18 protein-coding genes are annotated in these 24647 nt (G+C 52.5%); 5 read left to right on the top strand and 13 right to left on the bottom strand.

What is annotated here, in order from left to right; translation table 11 throughout:
- Window positions 1–23 precede the first annotated feature (23 nt).
- Window positions 24–1685: an arginine--tRNA ligase gene (gene argS, locus ACOQPM_RS13880; RefSeq protein ID WP_420629860.1), complete on the bottom strand. Its 1662-nt coding sequence runs from the start codon at window positions 1683–1685 to the stop codon at window positions 24–26.
- A gap of 282 nt (window positions 1686–1967) precedes the next feature.
- Between argS and ACOQPM_RS13875 the strand changes: the two genes are divergently transcribed.
- Window positions 1968–2510, top strand: coding sequence for a hypothetical protein (locus tag ACOQPM_RS13875; RefSeq protein ID WP_420629859.1), 543 nt, complete (start codon window positions 1968–1970; stop codon window positions 2508–2510).
- 50 nt (window positions 2511–2560) lie between these two features.
- On the opposite strand, the gene ACOQPM_RS13870 is transcribed toward ACOQPM_RS13875, so the two are convergent.
- On the bottom strand, window positions 2561–3706 hold the full coding sequence (locus tag ACOQPM_RS13870; RefSeq protein WP_420629858.1) for a glycosyltransferase family 4 protein: 1146 nt from the start codon (window positions 3704–3706) through the stop codon (window positions 2561–2563).
- Between the two features lie 104 nt (window positions 3707–3810).
- Here ACOQPM_RS13870 and ACOQPM_RS13865 point away from each other — a divergent pair, with 104 nt between their 5' ends.
- Window positions 3811–4398 carry a class I SAM-dependent methyltransferase gene (locus ACOQPM_RS13865; protein WP_420629857.1) on the top strand — a complete coding sequence of 196 codons (588 nt, stop codon included), beginning with the start codon at window positions 3811–3813 and terminating at the stop codon, window positions 4396–4398.
- A 93-nt stretch (window positions 4399–4491) separates the two neighbouring features.
- Here ACOQPM_RS13865 and ACOQPM_RS13860 read toward each other — a convergent pair whose 3' ends face one another.
- From ACOQPM_RS13860 to ACOQPM_RS13835, 6 genes are all read right to left on the bottom strand, one after another.
- Window positions 4492–5745 carry an ABC transporter permease gene (locus tag ACOQPM_RS13860; RefSeq protein ID WP_420629856.1) on the bottom strand — a complete coding sequence of 418 codons (1254 nt, stop codon included), beginning with the start codon at window positions 5743–5745 and terminating at the stop codon, window positions 4492–4494.
- Between the two features lie 15 nt (window positions 5746–5760).
- Window positions 5761–6486 (bottom strand): glycerol-3-phosphate acyltransferase, encoded by a 726-nt coding sequence (locus tag ACOQPM_RS13855; RefSeq protein ID WP_420629855.1) that lies wholly within the window; start codon window positions 6484–6486, stop codon window positions 5761–5763.
- 6 nt (window positions 6487–6492) lie between these two features.
- Entirely contained in the window at window positions 6493–8832 is a 2340-nt protein-coding gene (locus tag ACOQPM_RS13850) for a PEP/pyruvate-binding domain-containing protein (RefSeq protein WP_420629854.1), read from the bottom strand.
- Between the two features lie 7 nt (window positions 8833–8839).
- A complete protein-coding gene (locus ACOQPM_RS13845; protein ID WP_420629853.1) occupies window positions 8840–10087 on the bottom strand; it encodes an ABC transporter permease in 1248 nt (415 codons plus the stop codon).
- A gap of 62 nt (window positions 10088–10149) precedes the next feature.
- Window positions 10150–10899 (bottom strand): ABC transporter ATP-binding protein, encoded by a 750-nt coding sequence (locus ACOQPM_RS13840; protein WP_420629852.1) that lies wholly within the window; start codon window positions 10897–10899, stop codon window positions 10150–10152.
- 84 nt (window positions 10900–10983) lie between these two features.
- Window positions 10984–12528: an efflux RND transporter periplasmic adaptor subunit gene (locus ACOQPM_RS13835; protein WP_420629851.1), complete on the bottom strand. Its 1545-nt coding sequence runs from the start codon at window positions 12526–12528 to the stop codon at window positions 10984–10986.
- 303 nt (window positions 12529–12831) lie between these two features.
- Between ACOQPM_RS13835 and ACOQPM_RS13830 the strand changes: the two genes are divergently transcribed.
- Window positions 12832–13449, top strand: coding sequence for a redox-sensing transcriptional repressor Rex (locus ACOQPM_RS13830; protein ID WP_420629850.1), 618 nt, complete (start codon window positions 12832–12834; stop codon window positions 13447–13449).
- 89 nt (window positions 13450–13538) lie between these two features.
- Here ACOQPM_RS13830 and ACOQPM_RS13825 read toward each other — a convergent pair whose 3' ends face one another.
- The 5 genes from ACOQPM_RS13825 to atpA form a co-directional block, all read right to left on the bottom strand.
- Entirely contained in the window at window positions 13539–14549 is a 1011-nt protein-coding gene (locus ACOQPM_RS13825; RefSeq protein WP_420630537.1) for a rod shape-determining protein, read from the bottom strand.
- 8 nt (window positions 14550–14557) lie between these two features.
- Window positions 14558–15025, bottom strand: coding sequence for a F0F1 ATP synthase subunit epsilon (locus ACOQPM_RS13820; RefSeq protein ID WP_420629849.1), 468 nt, complete (start codon window positions 15023–15025; stop codon window positions 14558–14560).
- Between the two features lie 88 nt (window positions 15026–15113).
- Window positions 15114–16508, bottom strand: coding sequence for a F0F1 ATP synthase subunit beta (atpD, locus tag ACOQPM_RS13815; RefSeq protein ID WP_420629848.1), 1395 nt, complete (start codon window positions 16506–16508; stop codon window positions 15114–15116).
- A gap of 62 nt (window positions 16509–16570) precedes the next feature.
- Window positions 16571–17479, bottom strand: coding sequence for an ATP synthase F1 subunit gamma (gene atpG, locus ACOQPM_RS13810; protein ID WP_420629847.1), 909 nt, complete (start codon window positions 17477–17479; stop codon window positions 16571–16573).
- Window positions 17480–17496: 17 nt separating this feature from the next.
- Window positions 17497–19158 carry a F0F1 ATP synthase subunit alpha gene (atpA, locus tag ACOQPM_RS13805; RefSeq protein ID WP_420629846.1) on the bottom strand — a complete coding sequence of 554 codons (1662 nt, stop codon included), beginning with the start codon at window positions 19156–19158 and terminating at the stop codon, window positions 17497–17499.
- A 470-nt stretch (window positions 19159–19628) separates the two neighbouring features.
- Here atpA and ACOQPM_RS13800 point away from each other — a divergent pair, with 470 nt between their 5' ends.
- The gene (locus tag ACOQPM_RS13800) at window positions 19629–22394 is read left to right on the top strand and encodes a glycosyltransferase family 39 protein (RefSeq protein ID WP_420629845.1); all 2766 of its coding nucleotides are present in this window, start codon (window positions 19629–19631) and stop codon (window positions 22392–22394) included.
- A complete protein-coding gene (locus tag ACOQPM_RS13795) occupies window positions 22391–24589 on the top strand; it encodes a glycosyltransferase family 39 protein (RefSeq protein ID WP_420629844.1) in 2199 nt (732 codons plus the stop codon). The genes ACOQPM_RS13800 and ACOQPM_RS13795 overlap by 4 nt, the downstream gene beginning before the upstream one ends.
- Window positions 24590–24647: the final 58 nt, after the last annotated feature.

Genomic DNA, 24647 nt, shown 5'->3' with positions numbered 1-24647 from the left:
ATAGTAATTGGGTAACTGAGAAATTACATCACCTCTGGTGTACTCATGCCCATCAGGTTAAGCACGTGGGCAAAAAGCTGCTTGGCCGCCCAGTAAAAACGTAGACGTGCCAGACGAAGCGGCTCCGGTACATCATCGTGTAGAACCCGACATTTTTCATAGGCTGGGTGGAAGGCTGCAGCCAAATCATAAGCGTAAAAGGCAATGTGGTGCGGTTCAGACGTGAGGGTCATTTGCTCAATGACTGCAGAAAGCTCCATCGCTTTCCGCATAAACGCTAGCTCATTTTCATGGGTGAGCAGGCTAAGATCAGCTTCGGCATCGGCATCCGGTGCACCGCCTGCTTCGGCCCATTTGCGGAAGATGCCAGCACAGCGAACGTGAGCGTTTTGGACGTAGTAAACCGGATTTTTGTCTGATCTTTCCAGCGCCAAATTGAGATCAAAGTCTATAGGGCTGTTGCCAGAGCGAGAGATCATGAAATAGCGGATGGGGTCTGGACCCACTTCGTCTAGCACGTCGTCGAGGGCAACAAAGGTGCCAGCGCGGGTGCTCATCTTCATTTCCTGGCCATCTTTGATGATGCTGATGATTTGGTGCAGGACGGTTCGCACAAAATTCGTGGGGTAGCCGAGTGCCTGAACACCCATGAGCACTTGGGGGGCGGTGGCATGGTGGTCTGGGCCAAAAATGTCTACGACGAGGTCGAAGCCGCGTTGGGCTTTGTCCCAATGGTAGGCGATGTCTGGCATTCGGTAGGTGGGTTCGCCGGTTTTTTTGACAAGTACGCGGTCTTTGTCGTCGCCAAATTCAGTGGTTTTGAACCATTGGGCACCATCTTTTTCGTAGACATGCCCTTTTTGTTGTAGGGTTTCTAGCGCTTCCCAGACACGGCCGTTTTCATACAAACTTTGCTCGTTAAAGTAAACATCAAACACGATGTTGATGCGGCGTAGTGTCTCTTTTTGGCTTTGGGAAATTTTATCTTTGGCATAATTGCCAAAATAGTCGGCTGGTTCGTTTTGTAGCGCGTCAACATGCGCGGCTTGCAGTTCGCGGGCAATGTCGATGATGTAGTCGCCTTTGTAATGGTCTGCTCCCAGTTCCACATCCTGGCCGAGCAGTTGCAGGTAACGAATTTTGGTGGATTCGCCCAGCATGGTGATTTGGCGACCCGCGTCGTTGTAATAATATTCCAGCACCACATCGTAACCAGCCAGGCGCATGGCACGGGCGAGGGTGTCACCCATCACGCCACCACGAGTTCGGCCAATATGAATTGGCCCCGTTGGATTGGCACTCACGCACTCTATTTGGGCTTTTTTGCCGTTGCCGAGGTGGATACGGCCGTACTCCTCCCCTTCTGCCAACACATCCACCAACACCTGCTGGAGCCGCTCATTGGTAAGGCGAATATTGATAAATCCAGGTGGCGCAACGGTCACTTCTGCAATGTAGTCGGTGGCGGGCAAATGATCGGCGATTGCCTGGGCAATTTTGATGGGCGCCATGCGGGCAACTCGCGCCAGCTTTAGCGGCGTGGGGGAGGCATAATCACCAAACGAGGCATCACGCGGCCGTTCAATGGTAATTTCTGGCGGATCAAAAGAGGGCAACGCCCCGGCAGTTTGGGCGGTCTGAACTGCTTCTTGCAAAACGGCCGCTAATTGATGATGAACTGTCATAAAACTCCAGTTGTTTACTGTGCGTTGTGTACCAAAATTCGGCGGATTTTACATGCCCCAGAATCGGATCGCAACCCGTATAAGTGAAAAGTGCGCCAATTTGGCTTAATTGGTTTGGTTAGCTTGTGCAGGCAAGCTACTGTCGGTACAGTTATCTGCTCTTTTTGAAGGAGAGTTCATCGGCTGCGCCGGCCACCATGAATGAAAATCAGAATATCCAACAGATTTCTCTTTTTCCTCTGTGGTCTCTGTGGCTAATTTATTTTCGAAGGAGATTTTTGCATGAAACGTCTGGTTTTTATCTTGTTGGTTCCCCTCTTTTTGCTGGCGTGTGGCGCAAGTGAAGTAACAATGGTGCCTTACAGTAGCCCAAATTACGCCATTCGCTTTGACATGCCAGAAGGCTGGACTATTAGCGACAACGAAGATTCGATTACGATAGCATCTGAGGAAGCGCTGTTGACAAGCGGGGTTGCAGAAGGTGCTCGCGTTAACATCACCGTGACACCTTCTCTGTTTACTGGTGCGGCCAACGCCACAGAGATGGTGGAAGCGGCCGTTCGCACATTCCGCAATCAGGAATGGACAGAGCTGCTTCAAGAGGTTGAAACCACCAACATCAATGCCCAAACGGCCGTACAAACAGTGCTGCGCGGGCAAGACAGCGACGGCAATGAGATCATTCTCCGCTATGTGGTGATAGAAAATTTAACGGTGAACTTAACGGCCGTTGTCGCCGCCGTGCATGATGCAAATCAAAACAATGAATACGGTCAGCTCATGGCCGACATTGTGAACTCAATTCAGCTTGGGCAAGGACAGTAATCGGTAATCGGTGAACAGTAATCAGTAAAATACCGATTACAGATAACGGATTACCGATTACCGACCACCGCATCATACACCAACAGAGTCTCCGTGGCGGTTTTTTCCCAAGAGAAGTTGGCCGCCTGCTGTGGCCCTTTTTGCCGCAGCTCCGCCCGCAGATTGTCTTGAATAATAGTGGAGATAATAGCTCCGGCCATGTTTCGCGCATCATCAGGTGCCACCGCAAACCCGGCGTCGCCAACAACTTCTGGCAAGGATGCGGCCGTTGTCGTTACCACAGGCGTGCCGCAGGCCATCGCTTCTAGCACGCCCAGTCCAAACCCCTCGCGGCGGCTCGGAAACACAAACGTTTCTGCATTCCGGTAAAGTACAGGTTTGTCTTCTTCCTCCACGTAGCCAATCCAGCGTACATACCCTTCAATGCCCAACTGCTTGATGTAATTATCGTAATCTGGATAAATTTCGTTGGCCTGCGTTGGTTTTTTGCCCGCCAGCACCAGCGGATAATCTTCTCCCAACGCCTGCCCCACGTATGTCCAGGCCAGCAGTAAGGTTGTCACGTTTTTGTGCAGTTCATACCCACCGAGGTAAAGCACATAGAATTCAGGTAGATCGTACTTCCGCAGTACGGCCATCTCCAACAGCCCACTGTCTTGCGTGCTAAACTGCGATCCAGCCGCTAGATAAATCCGCTCGATTTTGTCTTCGGGAATGTGCAGATGCTCGATGATATCCTGCTTGCTGGCATCTGAATCGGTGATGATGCGGGTGGCCCCGCGGGCAGATGTAGCGACAAGGGCATTGTAAAGACGGGTGCGGAACGGCCGTCTATATTCAGGCACCAGCAGCGTTGTGAGATCATGCACGGTGACGACCAGCGGTATGGGGGATTGCAATGGGCCACCCCAGTACGGCACATGCGCCACCGTCGCCCCCACCTCGCGGCAGGCACGAGGAAACAGCCGCTGCTCAAACCATACCTTGCCCACGTTACCGGGGCGCACAGGCACTAGCTTCACATTCACACTTGGTGGCACCATTTCTGGCTCTGATTCCCCAATCACCTGCGGGTATATCAGCGTAATCGTCAGGTCAGAAACCAAATGATTCAACTGATACACAAGCTGGCGCGTGTACTGTCCACTCCCTGAATTTGGCCGATTCCAAAACGCGGCATTGATGGCTACGTGCATAAACAAAATCCTTTTTATGAGCCGCCGATTATAGCAGAAACGGCCGTCCAAAACTGTGCCGCGATCAGTTAGACGAAACGATTTGAGGACGGTATGATCAGACGATGAGCAGTTACGACACGCATTATCAGCAGGAAAATCTTTTTGGACGGCCGTATCCTCAATTTGTTGCCTTCATGCACGACTGGGAACCAAAAGGGAGCGTTCTAGACGTTGGCTGCGGCCAGGGACGAGACGCACTCTTCTTGGCCGAGTTGGGCTACAACGTCACCGGCCTCGACGCTTCCCAGCAAGGGATTAGCCAAATGTTAGTCGCTGCCAAAGCCAAAAATCTTGCGATCAACGGCATCGTTGCCAACTTTTTCGACTATGCGTTCCAGCAAAGCTACGATGCCATCGTGCTAAACTCAATTTTGCATTTTTACAAGAAGGATTTGAAAAAGGAATTGGCGTTGCTGTATACGCTTACCACACGGCTCAACCCTGGCGGGCTGATTTGCCTTTTTGTTCATAAATCCAAAACAAAAGAGCAACAGCTCAAGCAATTTTTCGCCAAGAATCACCCCAACTGGCCAATTTTGGCCGCACAGCATATCAACTACATTTATGAAGAGCCAGACAGCGGCTTCAAATCTGATTCACAATTTTTTATGTTTTTTGTACAAAACGTAAGCGTTCAGTCCCAGAGGTGACAGTCACTTCAAAATGGTTTGGATATTGTAATCACCTCTGGAAAAAAGTGACTGTCACCTAAACGCTTCCAGCAAAACAAAGAGGAATGAACGTTACTCAAAGCGCAGCGCATCAATTGGGTTTAGCGCAGCGGCGCGAGAGGCGGGGTAGATGCCAAAAAACAGCCCCACCGCTACAGAAAAACCCACAGCCAGCGCGATGGAATTAAACGTTACCGAGGTGTCTAGTTCAGGTACGGCCGTACGCACCGCAAACGCCCCGATCAGCCCAAAAATAATGCCCAATACCCCACCCAACACGGCCATAATCACCGCTTCCGTTAAAAATTGCCCTAAAATGTCCAGCCGCTTGGCCCCCATCGCCTTGCGTAATCCAATCTCCCGCGTGCGCTCCGTCACGCTCACCAACATGATGTTCATAATGCCAATGCCCCCCACCAGCAGCGAAATCGAGGCAATCGCCCCCAAAAAGACGGTTAGCACGCTGGTAACAGAGCCAAACGCATTCAGAAAATCTTGCTGCGTCAGAATCTGGAAATCATCTTCATCCCGGAAGTTGATGTTGTGGGATTGGCGCAGCACCTCGGAAGCATCAATGATGGTGCCGTCAATGGCAGCTTCATCCACCGCTTGAATCAAGATGGCATCCACCAAATATGCGCCTGTGCGCTGGCTACGGTTGTTAAACAGCCGCTCTTGCGCCGTGGTCAAAGGCACGATCGCCACATCGTCTTGACTACCGCCAAAGCTACTGGCACCCACCGATTCTAAAATGCCGATCACCCGGAAGCTCAAGCCGTTGATGCGAATATCTTCACCTAGCGGATCAATATCTTCTGGGAACAGCGCACTGACGGTATCTGGCCCAATGACAACTACGCGGGTACGGCCGTTATAATCTGTCCCTGAATAAAACGTGCCCCTAGCAACATCTAAACCAAACGCCTCACCATAATTTGGCGTAGAGGCCCGTAGCGTCACATTATGCACCTCGCCCTGGTATTGCAATTCAACATCACGCAGTACCGTCGGCGACACTTGCGCCGCACCCGGCACGCGCGCCGTATCAGACAATAGCTCCACATCACGCAAGGTCAATGTTGATTCAGTAAGTGGATCAGCCCCAGGTCGTCCCGGTTCTTCTTGGACGGGGATAATAAAGACCAGATTGCTGCCCAAACCAGAAAACTGTTCCGCAATAAAACGCGTCACGCCGTCCCCAATAGAAAGCAAGGTAATCACTGCCGCCACGCCAATCATAATACCCAGCATGGTCAAGGCAGCCCGCAGCTTGTTGGCAGCCAGGCTGAAAAATGCAATTTTGATGTTTTCAGTCAAGTTCATCATTAGGAAAGCGCCCAGTTACGCATCCTCTTTTTTATCTTTAATGAGGCCATACTTACGCATGTATTTGAGGCCGCGCCCCATATCTGTTTGCTCTAGCACGGCAATCATGTCGTCAGCCTTGCCTGCCCGCTTGAATTCCAAATATTTCACCAGATCGGGCCACATTGCCCACCAATACATGCCGTTCACAAACAGGGCGTAGGCCACAAATTCCCAGCTTTGAAACCGCAACCACATCAAGGGAATAAGCAGCAAAATGCCGCCAGAGTACGCTAGCAGCACATCTTTGGCAGCCAAACCCAGTATCGTACCCAGCACCGTGGTTATAGGCACAGCCAACCAATCTATAACAAACAAGCCGCCCCAAACGGCCGTAATGCCCCGTCCCCCCACAAAACGATGATAGATAGGAAAATTGTGCCCCAACACGCCAGCGCCGGCGGCAATTAAAAAGTAGGCACTGGTCTCTGGGAACAACAGGCGAAAGGCCAGCGTTGGCAGGGCCACCTTCAACATATCCAGAATGCTTGTGGTACAGCCAATGCGCGGCCCTTCGCGCAGCGAGAGGCTCGTCGCGCTTACAGAAGTCATTTCAAACTTATCGTCGGCGCCCGGAATTTGCAGCGTAGTGGTGGTAATATCCTCGCCCGGCAAAAAGAGCCGCGCCATGATACGCGCTACCGAAATGGAACCTAGCAAATACCCAATAATTGCGGCCAACACCGCAATAAAAATGTTCATCACAAATCACTCCACCGCGCCATCATGCACCCAAATCTCCCCCTTGTACCCATCAACAGAAACGATTGCCCCATCTGGCAGACGGCACGCATCGGTTACAGAGACGACTGCCGGAATCTGATACTCTCGCGCCACAATGGAGCTATGCGACAACATACCGCCCGATTCGGCAATTACTGCGCCCGCTTTGGTAAACAGGGGCGTCCAGCCAACATCTGAAAATGGAATTACTAGCACATCCCCTGCCTGTAGCTTCTCGAAATCTTGCAACCCAGAAACCACGCGCAGCGGCCCCTTGTAATATCCCGGAGACGTTGGTGTACCGTACAAAGTTTGGGCAATTTCAACGGCCGTCTCCAGCGGTGGCTGCACATCCCCAAAAATGATGTCCGGTAGCACCGCCTCTCGGTTTGCTTCAATATCTGCTTGCCGGTCAGCGACCAGTTGCCTAGGCTCACCATCTATTTGCTTACCTGCCACCAACTGCCGTACCTCCGCCAAATACAAATAGAAAATATCGTCTGCTTGTACCAACAAGCCACGTTTGGCAAAACGGCCGCCCAAGGCTCGGAAGTAAAGGCGGAACAAACCGTAGCCATAGGTATACAAAAAGCCAATCGCTTCCCGATACAGTAAAAAGTTGGCGGCGCGACGCACCGACCGCGTCAGGCGGAATCGCTGCCAGCCAGAAATTGGCAGGCTGGCTAGGGTTGTTTTCTTCTCTCCGGAACCGCTGAGTTGAGCAAAATTCGCCACCATTTGCCACACCAAAGATTCATTTTCGCGCCAGGGAACGGCCGAAAAATCGTTGCCGCTGTCGCTGAGATGCCCAAACTGCTCGATGAACGCATTTACTTTGGCAACCAGTTGCGGTGCTGCCTCATATTGCCCTTGCTGGAGTTTTTGCTGTACGGCCGTATCCTGCACCATAAAAAGTTGATGAAGCCGCTGCAAATGCACATTGGGATCATATTGTGCCAACGCTTCTGAAATGTCCTCTTTCAAATCAAACGTCTCAAAAGCGACGCCCAGATTTTCCAGTCGCCGCTTCAACATGGCACTGTATAGCTGCATGAGCAAGGGGGTCACAATATTGAAGTATGCCGAGGTTTGCGTTAATTGGTGTAACCGATCAATCTCAGCCAGCAGTTCGGTTTCGTTTAGGTTGGGAATGCGACTTTGGTCAAAGGTGCGGTACGCAGCCCACTGTTTCGGCAAAAAGGCATCAATCTGGCGGCTAAAACGGCTTTTGCTCAAGCCAAAACGAATCATGCGGGGCAAATGACGCATTACTTTTAGCGAGGGGCGAAAAGACGGCCGTTCAGAACCACCTTCATCAATCCCCATCATCAGTTCCAGCGTTTCTTTGGGCATTCCTAGCGCCTCAAAAACCTGGCCAATCACCCCCATGTTAAAATAAGCGCGATAGAAAAAGGATTTAGAAAGATGGTTGGGTTCAATCTTGTTGGAGCCAATCAGCTCGGTAAAAATATCAATCCAGGCACTGTTCACTAGCGGCACGTTTACCGACCAAATGAGCGGCTTAATGATGCCGGGCAGCACCTCACGCGAGATGCGGTTAGAGTAAATGTTAAGCTGGCGTGCGGTACTAATTTCGCGGAGTTGCACAATGTAAACGGCCGTACCATCGTACACCCATTCCAAATCAATAGGGGCTTTCACCAATTTTGCTAACCGCCGCGTCTCGTCAACTACTGTTTGAACGAGTGAGAGGCCAATTTGGCTTTGTTCCGGCTTGGCAATCCAGTCTCCCCACTTATAAACCCAGCGATCCGGGGTTGTGCCATCTTGCACCAACCCCTCGCCGCTACCCGGAACGGCTTCCACAATAAGCTCATCAAAACCTGTCATTGGGTTTTTACTAAAGGCAACGCCAGAAACCTTTGGCAGCACCATTTCCTGCAAGATCACAGCCATTTTAAGTACGTCATCGGCCATACCGGCTTGTGCCAAATATGTTTTTACACCATCTGTTTTGCTGCTGGCCCACACGGTTTGAACGGCCGTTACCAACGCATTCAGCCCTTGCACATTCAGCACCGTAGCAAACTGCCCGGCAAAAGAAAATTCGCCGCCATCCTCCAGGTTAGCCGACGAGCGAACCGCATATGCTTTAGACAAATCCAGTTTTTGGGAAAACTCAGCGCGGAGTTGGGTGAGGACGGCCGTTTCATCAACAATCCCCCTTGTCCACACATCCCACGGCACCACAAACGTTTTGGGCACTCGTGCCTCTAACGCCATAAGCGCACGCAACTGCGCCCCTTTGCCGCCGATTTTGCTAATTTGCCCATTCTGCGTTATCGGAACCAAGAATTCAGTCATTATTTAACTACTCGTACCTCAAAGCATCAATTGGGTTCAGGCGGGCCGCCCGCGTAGCCGGATACAACCCAAAAAATAGACCCACACCTGCCGAAAATGTAATCGCCAACGCCACAGAATTCCAATCTACCGATGTTTCTAGCAGCGGCGATAAATCACTGATCACCGCCGCACCAATGGCCCCAACAATCAACCCAATCACTCCGCCCACACTGGCAATAACAACCGCCTCCACCAAAAATTGCGTTAAAATATCCCTGTATTTGGCTCCTACCGCTTTTCGCAAACCAATCTCGCGCGTCCGCTCAGTCACGCTAACCAGCATAATATTCATAATGCCAATGCCACCCACCAGCAGCGAAATCCCCGCAATCACCCCCAGAAAAATCGTCAACACGCTGGTAATCTCGCCAAAAGCACCCAGCAGTTCCGACTGGCTCAAGATAGTAAAATCATCCTCATCACGGAAGGTAATATTGTGCTGTTCACGCAACACCGCCTCCATTTGGATAATGGCAGCTTCCTGCCTATCCTCATCCAAAACTTGTGTATAAATGATGTCTACACGCAATTCGCCATCAGCACGTCGGGCTGGGAACAGCCGCTGTTGCGCGGTACTAATTGGCACCAGTACCAAATCATCCTGGTCGTTAAAGCCAGACCCACCCTTTTCTTCCAACAAACCAATAATACGGAAGTTCACGTTGTTGATCCGAATATCTTCGCCAATGGGAAACTCACCTGGCTCAAACAGCTCTTCGTACACCGTTTGGCCAATTACAGCAACGCGACTGCCGCTAGCCAAATCCGTTTCTGTGAAGAAGTCGCCCAACACAGGATAAAAGTTCCGCACCTGTGGGAAATCTGTATTGGTGCCAGAGATGGTGGTGCGCGTCTCTTGCCTGCCCCGCAAAACAATGGCGGGGCGGTCGTAGCTAGGCACAACACCAAGCACGTCTGGCACCAAAAAAGGGTCGGCCAGCGCTTCGGCATCGTCCAATGTTAGCCCTGCGCCGCCTGCTCTTGCCGGGGCGGCGGGGTCTGTAGGGTCAATATTGCCTGGGAATACAAAAAGCAGATTATTCCCCAAGCCCTGAAACTCATCAATCACCACAGCCTCAACGCCCCGCCCAACCGAAATGAGTGTGATAACAGCCCCCACGCCAATAATGATCCCCAACATGGTGAGGAAGGCGCGCAATTTGTTGGCAGCCAGCCCAACCAGGGCCAGGCGAATGCTTTCAATTAGATTCATAATCGTACAGAGAGTATTCAGGGCCTCAACTGCTCATGTGAACACCTGAACATTTGAAAACTTTACTGCAACAGGGTATCAGACGGCCGTTCCGTCTGCCCAGCTACTAACGGTTCATCTATCACTTCATCCCGCACAATCTTGCCATCGGCCAGGGTCACAACCCGGCCGGTGTGCCGGGCAATCCAGGGGTCGTGCGTTACAAACAGTACCGTGATGCCCCGCTCCTGGTTGAGTTGCTGGAAAATCTGCATCACCTCAATCCCGGATTTGCTATCCAGGTTCCCTGTCGGCTCATCTGCCAGAATGATGGCTGGTTCATTTACTAGAGCGCGGGCAATGGCTACACGCTGCTGCTGCCCGCCAGACAGTTCGCTTGGCTTGTGATCCAGCCGATCGCCTAAACCCACCATCTCCAGGGCAGCTTTTGCCTTTGCACCCCGCTGCCGCCCCCCTGCATAGATGAGCGGCAACTCCACTTGCTGCAGCGCAGGCGTGCGCGGCAGCAAATTGAAGCTCTGAAACACAAAGCCAATTTTGCGATTCCGCACATCGGCCAGGTCATCTTCGCTTAAATTGCTCACGTCACTGCCATCTAGCAGGTAAGTGCCGCTGGTGGGCTTGTCTAACGCCCCCAGCATGTTCATCATGGTGGATTTGCCAGAGCCAGAAGGCCCCATGATTGATAAAAATTCACCTTGGTAAATGGAAAGCGTCACGCCGTTGAGGGCGCGCACTTCATGCTCACCCATCGCGTACACTTTGGTGAGGTCTTGAATGGCGATGACGGGTTTACGGCCGTTTTCGTTCATCTCTACCTTATAATTTGCTACAGAGAGCACAGAGATTTTAGAGGTTTGATCTCTTTCCTCTCCGTACCCTCTGTGGCAAAAAAATCATTCTTCAGACCCGAACAGGCTAAACCCTTCGCGGTCGTTGGTTAGCACCACCGTGTCACCCACGTCTAGGCCAGCCAGCACCTCGCTAAACTGCTCATTCCGCAGTCCAGTTTCTATGACAACCTCTTCAATTGTGCCATCGGCCTGCTGCAAATTCACAAACGCCTCGCCTGTTTCCCGGTTCAGCCGAATGGCCCAGTTTGGCACCACAAGCACGTCTGCCACCTCATCCACCACAATGGAAGCATTGGCGCTCATACCAGGGCGCAGCGCATCTGATTGTGCAGAGTCAATGTTGATGGTAACCAGATAAGTTACAACCCCACCAGATGTGGCAGAGGTGGGCGCAATTTCGGAGATCGTGCCAGTAACGGCCGTATCCGGTAGTGCATCCACACTCACCGCAACCTCCTGCCCCAACGCAATCTCATCAATGTCAATTTCATCCACACTCACGGTAATGTGAAACGCTTCTTCGTTCACAACGGTTATCGCGGGCGCACCTGGAGAAGCAATCTCCCCTTCATTGATAATCACGTTGGCCACCGTCCCCGCAATCGGAGCCACAATTTGCGACTGCTCCAGCCGTAGTTCTGCTAAATCCAGGTTTGTTTGAGCAGCCGCCACCTGCGCCTCCAAAACTGCGATCTCATTGTCACTTGGTGGCTCCAACAAGCGGTCATATGCCGCGACTGCACGCGCCAAATTGGCTTCAGCCGCCTGCACATTCCCCTGTGCCGCCTGTACCCCCGCCTCGGCATTCGCAATCGCCGCATCTGCCAACTGAATATCAGCCGGACGCGCTGAGGTACGCACATCTTGCAAAGCTGCCTGTGCCGCCACCAGCGATGCATTGGCATTTTGCAAAGCCGCCCGCGCGGCTTCCTCCGGTGCCCCTAAACCGGGGCACACTTCATTCCCAGCCGGATCCTCAAAACATTCAACTGTTTGATCATAGGCATCCTGGGCATTTTTTTGCGCCAATTCGGCCGCAGCTACGTTCGCCTCAGCTTGGGCAACCTGGCCCGGCGTCGGCCCGGCTAACAATTGTGCTTTTTGAGCCTCTGCTTGTAAAACGGCCGCTTCCGCCGAAGCCAGATTTGCCTCAGCCACCGCTAAGTTTGCCTCTGCCGCAGCAATATCTGCCTCTGCGCTTGCCAACGTTGCGGCCGTTGGTTCAGAATCTAGCCGCTGTTGTAAGGTCAATTCCTGAATCAGCAAGGCATCCTCAGCCTGCTGCACCGCCAACGCCAGTTCATCTGTGTTGAGCGTAGCCAGCACATCACCCACAGCCACCGCTTGTCCTCGCACAATATTCACCTGCTGGATTGTGCCAGACAGCCCAAACGTGAGAGAAACCAACGCCTCTGGCTCAATGGAGCCAACCGCGTTCACCGTCGCAGTTACTTCCCCCTGCTCAACAGTGGCCTCTCGCAATATCTCTAGCTGATTTTCTTCAGACGCTTGCCGCTGTTGACGAATGACAAAAAAACCAATAAGAGCCAGAACAATAATACCGCCAATAATTGCTATTCTACGCATCTGTCTTTAACCATTTCCTTGCTGCTTAATGCTTGTTAGCTGATCGCTTAAACCACTCCATACCTGGGCAAAACCTTTGCAAAACCATCCCTTAAATTATACAAGATTGTTGCAAATTGCACAGATTTTTCTCCAATTTATCATATTTCCAGAAGAACCTATGCAGTTGCTACGCATTTTTTCTTATGCTAAAATTGTGAAGCAAATCACAAAATGATAGCTGAAACTAGCAAGCTTACCATATTCTGATTGCACTGTTTCTATTTATTCAGTTCTCCATTTCTTGTATAAGGAATATACGCTGTGACAAGGGAAATACCAGACATTGTCATTGGCCGTTTACCCATCTACTTGCGTGAGCTAACCCGGCTGGCTGAAGATGAAGGCAAGCTCAATACTTCCTCCCATGAACTGGGAAAACGTTTGGGCATCAGTTCTGCCCAAATACGCAAAGATTTGTCCCATTTTGGTGAATTCGGTAAACAAGGTACCGGCTACCATATCAATTACTTAACCGATCAACTTCGTGACATCCTAAAACTTACGCAAGAGTGGGATGTTGCCGTGGTTGGGGCTGGTTTCTTAGGCCATGCCCTGGCCAATTACCACGGGTTTTTGCACCGAGGGTTTCGTATCTCCTGGATTTTTGACAGTGACACAACCAAAATTGGCGAACAAATGGGTGAGCTTGTCGTGCAATCTGTAGATGAATTGGAAACCGTTATCACCCAGAACAATGTCAAAGTCGCTGTTATTGCTGTTCCCGCTAGCTATGCCCAGGAAATCACCGACCGATTAGTCACCGTTGGGGTACGCGCCATTTTGAGCTATGCTCCCATACATCTCAATGTTCCAGACGGTGTAGAAATTAGCTACAGTGATCCGGTCATCCAGCTACAACGCATGACATACTATTTATAGCTTTCCCAGTAAATATTTGTAAATGAAAAAGCCCTGGCAAATGCCGGGGCTTTAATTTTTAATTCGATCAAATTGTGCTAGGGTAATAACTATAGTTCTACGCTCCGCTGCAAAATTGGCAGTTCACGGAGTGCTTTACCAGCACCCAACGCGGTACAGGCGATGGGATTATCTGCCACATATGCTGGCACGCCAGTTTCTTGCGTAAGCAAAGTGTCTACTTCGCGCAGCAGGGCTGTACCGCCAGCCAACGCCATCCCTCGATCAATAATGTCAGAAGAGAGTTCTGGCGGAGTTTTGGCCAAAACTGCGCGTACTACGTTCACGATAGCAGCCAGCGGCTCAGAAATAGCTTCAACCACTTCGCTAGAGCTGATGGTGATTGTTTTGGGCAAGCCTGCTACCTGATCACGCCCCTGAACCTGCATATCTAGCTGATCATCTAGATCAATGGCAGACCCAATTTTGATTTTGATGGCTTCGGCCGTAGGTTCACCAATAACCAGATTGTACTTTTTGCGGATGTAGTTGATGATGGCTTCGTCCAGGTGTACACCGCCCACACGCACCGATTCGGCACAGACGATACCATTCATGGAAACAACGGCCGCTTCCGTAGAGCCGCCCCCCATATCCACAATCATGTTGCCAGTTGGGGTGCCAATGGGCAGCCCAGCCCCAATCGCTGCTGCCAATGGTTCAGGAATGAGGTGCACCGGATCACGCGCTCCAGCCGCCAGAGCCGCTTCTTTCACAGCGCGTCGCTCGACGCTGGTAACGCCGTAAGGCACGCTGATCATCACCACTGGCTTACGCAGGCGCAGCCGCCCAGCTACCTTACCAATGAAATATTCCAGCATTCCCTGGGTGACAAAGTAATCGGCAATAACGCCATCGCGCAACGGCCGTATCACTTCAATTGCTTCGGGGGTACGGCCGTACATCTCTTTAGCTGCCCGACCAACTTCCACAATCGTTGTTTTGTTTTCATGCTCCTGAATTGCCACAACCGAAGGCTCTTGGAGCACCACGCCACGACCCTGATCATGTACCAGAACATTCACCGTGCCCAAATCAATGGCCACATACGGCGTAAAAATAGCCACAATTATTCTTCATCCCGTCGAGGAGGCATTGCCCCGGTTGCCAACTCACGTCGCCGACGGCCCGCATGTTTGCGGCCCACATCCAGGCGAATTTGTGCCCGCATCAACGAAGCCTGAATTTGCGCATACCGATCTGGATCATCAACAACGCCTGTTTCCATCGCCTTCTGCGCTCTTTCACGCGCCTTCTCAGCCCGTTCCAGGTCAATTTCTTCCGCCTGTTCAGCAGAATCTGCTAAAATAACCACTTTATCCGGCTGCACTTCGGCATAGCCACCACCAATGGCAAAATGTTCCTCTTCACCATCGGGATGACGTATCCAGACATCACCAAAATCTAACGTGGCTAACAAGGCTGAGTGATTGGGCAAAATTCCCATCCGCCCTTCCGTGCCTGGCAAAGAGACAGACGCCACCTGCTGGCTAAACACCGTTCGTTCTTGTGTCACAATATCACATTGAATTGTCATAGACTCACCATTAGACAGTAATCAGTAGCCAGTAACCAGTGGTTGGCTACCTGCTACTGATTACGCTATTTTCTTCTATGAATGTTGCTTATGCTGTTGCGCGTAGTTTTTCTGCCTTTTCTACTGCCTGGTCAATAGTACCTACCATATAAAAAGCCTGTTCCGGCAAATCATCATGCTTGCCATCCAAAATTTCTCGGAAGCCGCGCACGGTTTCCTTAATCGGTACATACTGCCCGTTCAAGCCGTGGAATTTCTCAGCTACAAACATCGGTTGACCCAAGAACCGCTCAATCTTACGAGCACGAGCAACCAACAGCTTCTGGTCTTCACTCAACTCATCAATACCCAAAATGGCAATGATGTCTTGAAGGTCGTTGTAGGTTTGCAAAACCTGCTTCACTTCGCGTGCGGTCCGGTAATGTTCTTCCCCAACAACGTCTGGCTGCAAAGCACGGCTAGAAGATGACAACGGATCAACCGCAGGGAAAATACCTTTAGCAAATACACCACGATCCAGCGTTAAGCTGGCGTCGATGTGAGCAAAGGTAACCACGGGAGCAGGATCAGAATAGTCATCCGCTGGTACGTAAATTGCCTGCAAGGAGGTAATTGAACCCTTTTTGGTGGAGGTGATGCGCTCTTGCAATGCACCCATTTCGGCTGCCAATGTTGGCTGGTAACCCACAGCACTAGGCATACGACCCAGCAGAGCGGACATTTCAGACCCGGCCAAAACGTAGCGGTAAATATTGTCGATAAAGAGCAGTACATCGCGCCCTTCATCGCGGAAGAATTCGGCCATTGCCAGACCAGTTAACGCCACACGAAGGCGGACACCAGGCGTTTCGTTCATCTGGCCAAAAACCATGGCTACGGAATCTTGTACACCGTACTCCTGCATTTCGTAGAACAGATCAGTTCCTTCACGGGTACGCTCGCCTACACCTGCAAATACGGACACACCTTCATGCTCACGCGCCACGGAGCGAATTAGCTCAGCAATGGTTACTGTTTTACCAGTTCCAGCACCGCCGTAGATACCGGTCTTACCACCTTTGATAAAGGGAGCAATCAGGTCAATCACTTTCATTCCGGTCTCAAAAGTTTCAATTACTGTGCTTTGATCCTGGAACTCTGGCGCATCACGGTGAATGGGATAGTAATGCTCGGAATCTGGCGTGGGATGGCCGTCAATCGAGTTACCAACCACATCAAAAATACGGCCGAGCGTAACGGGTCCAACGGGAACCTTAATTGGTGCACCAGTAGAAACCACATCCAACCCGCGCGGCAGGCCATCTGTGGAACCCATTGCCACGGTACGTACCAGGCCACCACCCAGATGCTGCTGTACTTCTAAAACCAAATCCCCTTCATCCGTAGCGACGTTCAGGGCTTCGTAAATTTCAGGAATTTCTTCTTCTGCAAATTCAACGTCTACAACCACACCACGAATTGCAGAAATCTTGCCTGTAGCCATGTAATCCTCCAACTAAATATTAGAAGTTCAACTTCCGTGAGAAGTTGAACTTCTTTGTCTTGCTAGCCTTGTGCCAATGCCTCTGCACCACCGACGATGTCCAAAATTTCGCTGGTAATGCTGCTTTGCCGCGCTTTATTGCGCTCTAATGTCAATATCTCTACCAATTCGGCCGCGTTGTCCGTTGCGTTGTTCATGGCAACGTACCGGGCGCTATGCTCACTTGCTTGTGATTCCAAAACGGATTGGTACACCTGCAAGTCGGTAAACCGAGGAACCACTGTGTTTAGCAGTGCCTCTGGCCCAGGTTCATACCCATAAATCCGGTCTGAAACACCTGTCAAATCTACATCTGAGACGTATTCAGACACGGCCATATCGCTAAAGTCGGTTGGTTTTAGGGGGAGTAGCTGTTTGATAGACGGCCGTCTCGCAATCAGATTAATAAAGTCGGTATACCCAACAAAAACCTGGTCTACCTTGCCAGACAAAAAGTCATCTGTCACAAGCTGCGAAATCGGCGTTACTTCTAAAATCGAAGGAGAATCCGGGATGTTGTCAAAAGACGCCACCACATTGTACCCACGACGAATCATCAAATCGCGCCCTTTTCGCCCGACTGAAATAATTTCCACGGGAACATCCCAGGCAGACAAAAAGCGTTCAGCATAGCTCACCATGTTGCTGTTAAACGCACCCGCCAAACCACGATTTCCCGTCATCAAAATGAGGGCAATCTTGTTAATCTTTGGACGTGCCGTCAGCAATGGGTGTCCATTTTCGCTAACGCCGGGCTGAGACGCCAGATTGTTCAAAATCTCAAACGCTTTACCAGCATAATCCCGCGTCGCCTCAACCTGCCGCTGCGCTTTATTCGCTTTGGAGGCAGAAACGGCCGCTAACGCACTCGTCACCTGAGAGATATTCTTGATACTTTTAATACGCTTGCTTAACTCGCGTTCGGTAGCCACAAATCTCTCCTAATTGCTTAACTCGTCCAGTTGGCGTTAAAGTCCTCAATCGCCTGCCGCAGGTTGCCTTCAATTTCGTCGTTCCAGGCACCTGTCTTCAACGGGTCAGAGACATCTGCGCGAGCGGTATCAACATAGCGCACCAGTTCACGTTGCCAACGATCAATGTCGCTCACGGCTACATTGTCTAAATAACCCCGGGCACCTGCGTAAATCAGCATGATTTGGTGCTCCAATGGCCACGGACTGTACTGTGCCTGTTTGAGCAATTCCATCAGGCGTTCACCGCGAGACAGCTGGCGCTGGGTTGCCGCATCCAAATCAGAACCAAACTGGGCAAAAGCAGCCAGTTCACGATACTGCGAGAGGTCAGACTTCAAACCGCCAGACACCTTACTCATAGCACGCTTCTGAGCGGCACTACCCACACGGGATACTGATAGACCTGTGTTAATAGCAGGACGCTGACCAGCGTTGAACAAATCTGTTTCCAGGAAAATCTGGCCATCGGTAATGGAAATTACGTTGGTGGGGATGTAGGCAGACACGTCACCAAGTAAAGTCTCGATGATGGGCAGTGCGGTTAGGGAACCACCCGTACCCGGACGCTTGACAACTTCGTACTTGTCATCGTTCATCTCTTTGAGGGCTTTTTCGTAATGTTCTTCTTCCAGATTACCAAAGTAAACTTCGCCATTCACACCTTCGGTCTCGGCAGTCACTTCGGTGCCTTTTTCAACGATGACCCATTCGTCGCGCAGACGAACGGCGCGTTCCAGCAAAGTGCTGTGCAAGGAGAAAATATCACCAGGATACGCTTCACGACCTGGTGGGCGGCGCAAAATAAGGGACATCTGGCGGTACGCCCAAGCATGCTTGGACAGGTCGTCGTAAATCACTAGCGCATCCCGTCCGGTGTCCATGAACTCTTCACCGATGGTGCAGCCGGTGTACGGGGCAAAATATTGCAGCGGTGCGGGATCAGATGCGCCAGCGACGACGACAGTCGTATATTCCATCGCGCCGTACCGTTCCAGCGTGTCTACAACTTGGGCAACTTGCCCCACGCGCTGGCCAATGGCAACATAAATGCAAAGCATATCGCCGCCCTTCTGGTTGATAATGGTGTCGAGGCAGATGGCCGTTTTACCCGTCTGGCGGTCGCCAATGATTAGTTCACGCTGGCCACGGCCGATTGGGAACATGGCATCAATGGCGATGATACCGGTCTGTACCGGGGTATCTACACCCTTGCGCTCAATGACGCCAGGGGCCGTCCGTTGAATGGGACGAATTTTGTTGGTGTTGAGGGGGCCTTTGCCATCAACGGGGTTGCCCAGCGGGTCTACCACGCGGCCAATGAGGGCATCGCCAACGGGAACAGAAGCAATGCGGCCCGTGGCGCGTACTTCGTCGCCAACTTCGATCTCGGCGTAGTCGCCCATGACCACGACACCGACGACTTCGTCCTGAAGGTCGAGTGCCAGCCCGGCGACGCCATTGGCAAATTCAACCAGCTCACTGGCCTTTACGTCCTCCAGACCATCTACCAAAGCAACACCGTCGTAAACGGCCGTTACCGTTCCAACGCTCCGTGCTTCAATTTGATGATCAAAATCTTGTATTTGCTGTAAAAGTGAATCTGTGATGTTCTTAAAATCTGGGGCAAGGGTTGCCATCCACCAACCTCCTATAAATTGAAAATTCCCTACCTAGCCAACGAAAAAATATGCAGGTGTTGTCCAGATATGTTGAAGAGTTTATCTTTGGATTTTGTTAACCAAGTGATTTTGCGTTTTATCTGCGTGGTCTTCCCGCCACAACAGCGAAGCTCATTCATCAAGATTGCAGGCAACACCTGCCAGAACCCCTGGAATGCGCCAAAAATATACCTTACCTCAGGCCATTTGTCCAACGATTCACAATCAAAAACGGCCGTTTTGAAGCATTGTTGTTTGGGTGAGTTGTTTGATTGTGTTTTTTATCACAAGTATGCGGTTGCGTCAACGTGCAGATTAAGCGCGGTGTGGATAAACTTGCCCCAGATATTGTAATGGAACGCTGATTTACCTGATTTCCAAGATGTCATGAAACAACTGCTTTGCGATCAGGTAAATCAGAGAAATCTGCGTCCTATTTTCAGGAGAAAATGCGAACATTCCGCTGGATAACTGTCCTCTTTATTTTGTTGGCGTTTGGGTTACGGTTGCAAAATGCCGATTTTTTCAGCTTTTGGACGGATGAAGGGCTGACGCCGCTGAGGGCTAGCTACACCGTTCCCGAAATTTTGAGCAACCGTATCATCATCCAGGAAGGGGTTACCAACGACACCCATCCTCCCTTTTTCTTTTTAATTATTCATTTTACGCGGCAGCTTTTGGGCGAAACTGATTTTGCTTACCGCTATCCGTCACTGCTGGCGGGGGTGCTGCTGCTGCCCCTGCTGGCGCAGGTGGGGCGGCGGATGCAGGGCGTTTGGCTGGGTTTGGCGGTGGCGGGGTTGACGGCAATCAATCCCCTACAAATTTGGTACGCCAATGAGGCGCGAATGTACACGCTGGCTGTTTTGCTGGTAACGGCCGCTTCCTTCGTCCTTTGGCGCACCATTCAGCAAGCCCACAACCAAACTGTAACCGTGAAAGAACTAGTACGGCCGTTGCTCAGTTACGTACTGCTGGCGGGATTGGCATTTTACACCCACTACACCGCCGCTTTGCTCATTGCCGGGCAAGGGCTGTTTTGGCTGCTCATTTTGTGGCGGCAAGGGTACAAGCGACTGCTGGGCGGGATGCTGGTGCTGGGCTTGCTCATCGCTGCGCCGCTGGTGCCCTACACCTTGCCCCGCTTTTTCAGCGGCTACGAAGCTAACTTTTACGATGTGTCCCCCTGGATTATGCTGCAAGATGTGATCCGCTTTTTTGCCCTGGGGCGCAGCGTTGATTTTGAAGCCGCATCCATCATTGGGCTGAACATTGGGGCGTTTTTGCTGCTGATGGTGGGACTTTGGCAGGCCAAAGGGGGGTGGCGACGGCCGTTTCTGCTCATCTGGCTATTAGCAATTGTGTTTGGGCTGATGGCAGGCTCGCTCTTCAAGCCAATGTATCAGGGGGTGCGCCACATCATGCTGGGCAGCCCCGCCTTTTTGCTGCTGCTAGGCTACGGGCTGGTGGGCTTGACAGGTCTCATGCGCCAAAAGGTAGGTTTGCAGCGGCTGGCCTGGGGCGTAGGGTTGGCAATTGGGCTGGCAGTGGTGATGGTTGGTCCGTTTTTGGCGGTGGATAATTATTTTAACGGCCGTTTCGGCAAGGATGATTTTCGCAGCTTGATTCAGCATGTGGAAGCCCGCGCCGGAACCAACGATCTGATTGTGTACAACAACGCCATCCTGCTGCCGCTGCACGCCCATTACCAAACGCGACCTGATTTAGCCGTGACCGCCTCTCCCGTTTACCCGAGACAGGCTACTACCAGCCCAGCCCAGCTAGCCGAACTCGCCCAACTTTACGATACCATCTGGCTGGTCACCGATCCGCCCGCCGACGAGCGGGACGCCAACGGGATAGTGCGCCGCTGGCTGGATGAGAACTTGCTGCTGGTAGAAAGTACCTTCTTCGACTCGCACACGGTGGAGGTACGCGCCCGCGCCTATAGCACAGCTGCATTTGTGCTAGATGGGTTGCCAGCAGACGGCCGTTCCCACAACATCCTCTGGCAAAACTACCCCGCCCTTCTCAGCAGCAACCTCCGGCTAGCAGAGGCAGCCCTTTGGCTCGATCTGTTTTGGCAAGGCAGTCCACCTGCCAATTTGCACGGCCTGCGCTTGAGCTTGCAAGCGACGGTAGATGGCTCGATTTGGCAAGTGACGGAAACGGCCGTTAACCCACCAGAAACGTGGCAACCCAACGCAATCAACCGCCGCAGCACCATCATCCCCCTGCCAACCGGGATGCCGCCGGGCGAATTTTCGCTACTGGCCCAACCTATCTGGCGCAGCGACATCCCTCAGATTTTGGCTGATCCACAGCCGTTGGCCACCCTGACCCTGCCCGCCGACCTACGCGCCGAGGCAGATTGGCCCCGTCCGCCTGCCGTCGCCAGCTTTGGCAACGGGGTGCACCTGCAAGAATTTGAACTAGCTGAAACGGCCGTGCGCCCCGGTCACAACCTGCCCCTCACCCTCTTTTGGCAAATGGAAAATAAGACGCTGCTCACCAATTTGCGTTACGAACTGACAGTGACTGCCCCCGATGGCACGATTTTGCGGCAGCAAAGTGGACATCCTGGCGCAAGTTGGTTGACGGAATGGCAGCCGGGCCAATTACTGCGCGAGCCAACCGGACTATACTTTCCACCAGAAACGGAGCCGGGCACGTACCAACTGGAGATGCGTCTGTTTGAAAATGAGGAAATTGTGGCGGGACGGCCGTCCTGGTGGCCATTTGCCCAGGAGGGTGTGGGGATTGGGGAGATTGACGTGACCCCTTGGCAGTTGGAAACCGCACTGCCCTCAGAAACCATTCCGGTAAACGCCAGCTTTGGTCCCAACATTCTGCTTCACAGCTACTATTTGAACGCCACGGCAGAGGCGGTAGACGTGACGCTCTACTGGCAAACCGTGACGCCGCCTACAACAGGCTGGTTTGTTTTTGTACATTTGGTAGATGAAGCTGGGGAAATTGTGGTCCAGCGCGATCTGGTTCCCGCCGACGGGTTGCGTCCCACCACCGGCTGGCGAGCCAGTGAAATCATCACCGACCCGCACAGGCTGCCGCTGCCGCCCGATTTACCACCGGGAACATACAGCCTCCGCATGGGCTTATTTGAGCCGGAAACGTTTGCCCGGCCGTCTGTCACCCAAAATGACCAGCCCGTACCAGACAACCAGCTCATCCTTACAGAGATCAGCCTGCCATGAGTTCTAAACGATGGCTGACGCTCATTTTGGGGCTGTACCTGCTCATCACGCTGGCTTATGGGGTGGTGAACCCGCTGTTTGAAGCCCCGGACGAACATTGGCACTTTTTTACGGCCGTCTACATCGCCGAAAATAAATCTTTGCCAATTGTTGAAGAAGAATATGACCCCTGGCTGAGCCAGGAAGCAGCTCAGCCGCCACTATACTACATCCTCGGCGCGGCACTGATTTCCCCGATTGACACCAGCACTGCCCGTGAGGAAGTCTGGCTGAATCCATTTGGTACGCAAGGCATTGGCAATGCGGCTGCGCTAGTGAACAAAAATCAGGTGGTGCATACGGCCGCCCGGCAGTGGCCGTGGCGGGGGTATGTGCTGGCGGCGCACCTGCTGCGCGTTTTTTCCACATTGCTGGGGCTGGGGACGCTGCTGACGATTTACGGCTGCGCTCGGCTGCTGTGGCCGCAAAATGCGCGGCTGCCGCTGCTGGCCGTGGCCATCGTTGCCTTTTTGCCCCAGTTTAACTTTTTACATGCGGCCGTTAGCAACGACACGCTGGTGATTTTTTTGTGCAGCTTGGCGCTGTGGCAGCTTATTTGGCTGTGGCAGCACAAGCCCACGCCTAAACGGTTGCTGCTGCTGGGTATTACTATTGGGCTGGCGGCGTTGAGCAAAAATGCAGGGGTGCTGCTGCTGGTTTTTGCCGTTGGGTTTTTGTTCGTGCGCCATTTCCAAGAGAAATCCGCAGATTTCGCAGATGGACGCAGATTATTGATTTTTATGGGGGAAACGGCCGTCTACATCATCTTCCCCGTTTTGCTCATTGCGGGCTGGCTGTGGTGGCGCAACTGGCAGCTTTACGGCGACTGGACGGCCACCAATCAGTTCATCCGCATTGCTGGGGGCGACCGGGAATTTACGCTTTGGCAAGTTTTGGGCGAAAGTGGCGGCCTGTGGCGTTCCACCTTTGCCGTGTTTGGTTGGTTCAACTTGTTGGCACCCGCCTGGGTGTATGCGGTTTGGAATGTGGTGGCAGGAGTGGCTTTATTGGGACTTGTGAGAGGTATTAGAGACTGGAGACTGGAGACTAGAGACTGGAAAAAATCTCTAATCTCCTTGCCTTTTTTGCTGTTTGGCTGGCTGGCGGCGGTGTATGCTGGGCTGCTGCTGTTCATGCTGCAAACGCCTGCCGCGCAAGGGCGTCTGCTGTTTCCGGCGATTGTGCCGCTGGCGCTGGGGCTGGCGGCGGGACTAAACCGCTGGCGGCAGCTCGATTGGCTGGCTCCGGTGGCAGCGTTGGCAACCACGCTTTTTTGCCTTTTTGGGGTTATCCGCCCGGCATATGCCCTACCGCCGCTGGTAGATAGCTTGCCCATGACTGCCGTGCCGCTAAATTTGCGCTTCGATGAGTTATCGCTGCTGGGGATTGAGATGGAGACAGAAACGGCCGTTCCTTCTGATACCATCAACTTCACCCTCTACTGGCAGGCAGACGCGGTGCCTGAAATCGCACCGGAGTTGGTGGTAGATGTGCTGGGTCGCGGACTGGAACCGCTGGCAAACAGCCACAGCTACCACGGACGCGGCCTGTTCCCCGCTACAGAATGGCCCGTTGGCAAAATTGTGGCTGACCAGATGGGGGTTCGCTTGACAGATGTGGCCGAAGTGCCCGTGCTGGCGCAGCTTTTTGTGCGTCTGGTAGACAAGACGACGCCGGATGCGCCCAGCGTGCGGGTGGGCGAGGTGGTGGTGCTGCCTACCCGTTGGCCAGAGCCAGCCGAAATGGTTTTGGCAGAAATTGGGGGCGCGGTGCAGGTGACTGGCGTGATCGTCTCAACGATGCGGGCGCAACCGGGCGAAACAATCACGGTCAAGGTAGCGTGGCAGGTCATCGCCCCGCCCCAGGCAGCGTCGTCCACGCTGCTGCATTTGGCGCAGCCGGGCGAGCCACCGCTGGCCACGGGGGACAGCCCGCCGCTGGCTGGCGACTACCCCACTCGCGTCTGGGCTACGGGGCAGCGGTTCAGCGATCAGTATCAGTTGACAGTGCCGGGGGATTTGGAGAACGGCCGTTACCCACTCTGGCTGGGCATGTACAACAGCGACACAGTTGAGCGGCTGCCGCTAACAGTCGCTGGCACGCGCCAACCCGCCGATCTGCTGCAAATTGGCTGGTTAGAAATCGTTAATCCGTAACTTTGAATTTCACGAATTGCGTAGTGCGTATTGCGTAAAACCGCTGGCTACGCAATAT

Origin of the sequence: Candidatus Leptofilum sp., assembly GCF_965223525.1 — a bacterium.
GTDB lineage: Bacteria > Chloroflexota > Anaerolineae > Promineifilales > Promineifilaceae > Leptofilum.
Note: the sequence above shows the minus strand (reverse complement) of the source record. Positions and strands in the feature narration are given on the sequence as shown.